This window comes from Liquorilactobacillus oeni DSM 19972 (assembly GCF_001436275.1).
GTDB classification, from domain to species: domain Bacteria; phylum Bacillota; class Bacilli; order Lactobacillales; family Lactobacillaceae; genus Liquorilactobacillus; species Liquorilactobacillus oeni.
Map to the genome: position 1 here is coordinate 1 of NZ_AZEH01000011.1, position 1,049 is coordinate 1,049.

The 1,049-nt window shown below is 34.3% G+C and carries 1 protein-coding gene; it reads right to left on the bottom strand.

Annotated elements, in window-relative coordinates; genetic code table 11:
- Positions 1 to 16: 16 nt before the first annotated feature.
- A complete protein-coding gene (locus FD46_RS00345) occupies positions 17 to 946 on the bottom strand; it encodes a replication initiation protein (RefSeq protein ID WP_057895220.1) in 930 nt (309 codons plus the stop codon).
- Positions 947 to 1,049 lie beyond the last annotated feature (103 nt).

Genomic DNA, 1,049 nt, shown 5'->3' on the forward strand with positions numbered 1-1,049 from the left:
AAGTTCTCTAATAGTTTTAGGCATGTTTTCCAAACCCCTTTCGGAGTTCAGCAAGTGCTTCTTTTCGTGCTTGATCTCTTATTTTTTTATCGTGCTCGGCCTGTTTATCAGCCAATGCTTGTTTCTCAGTAGAGCCTAAAGTTAGCCCCTTAACCTTGTCAATGGCGCGCCATTTTTCCTGTTCTGTTAATTCACCATTATGCTGAATGTTAAAGAGTTTTTGACGTTCATCTTGAAATTGACCTTGTGAGAAGTCGTTAGCGTCTTTCTTTTCAGGCTTCCAAGTAAAAGAATACCCAATCACTGGTTTCCCGCGGCCTTTACCATATTTTTTTCTAACCGTTAGGCCTCTAAAAAGAGGCGTAAGTTCCTCTTTGATGGGTTTTAAAACGGATTGATTTATATTGCTACTTTTATAGCTTTTAGGGACATCTAATAGCTCGTTAAAGTCTGCAACTGAAAAGTAAGCGTACCCAGTAGTTCTAAATTGTTTTAGTAACCGAAACATGGTTTTTGCGTAGCTACTTTTTAAATCTCTGAATTCTGATAAAGCATAACGAACCCAACTTTCCAGCTCATTTAATAATTTTATAGCTTTGGGGTAAATTTTAATATCAACATAAGGATCATCAGCATGGCCGTTTATCTCAAATTCGGTAAACATAACAAAAAATTCACGATTCAGCCCATCTTTACTACGTCTTCCAAAGCGTAAGCCTAAAATTTTTTGATAAGTACTTTCAATATCGTCAATAAATCGGTTATTTGCTGTAGGTTTATATGCACTTAATTCTTTTAATTGATCAAATGAAAACCTTACAGTTTCGTCACCCTTGTCACGCATTCTAGAAACTATTGAGAAGAATAAATTCATTTCAACAGGAGTGAATTTTCGAAGTGGGATTGTATTTAATTCAGGATCATATTTAACAATTTCATTACTCAAATGAAGCACCTCTTTTAATGAATATGGTTTTATGAATATATAATACTACAAAACTCTATCTATAAACAGACAAAACTCTATCTATAAACAGACAAAACTCTAT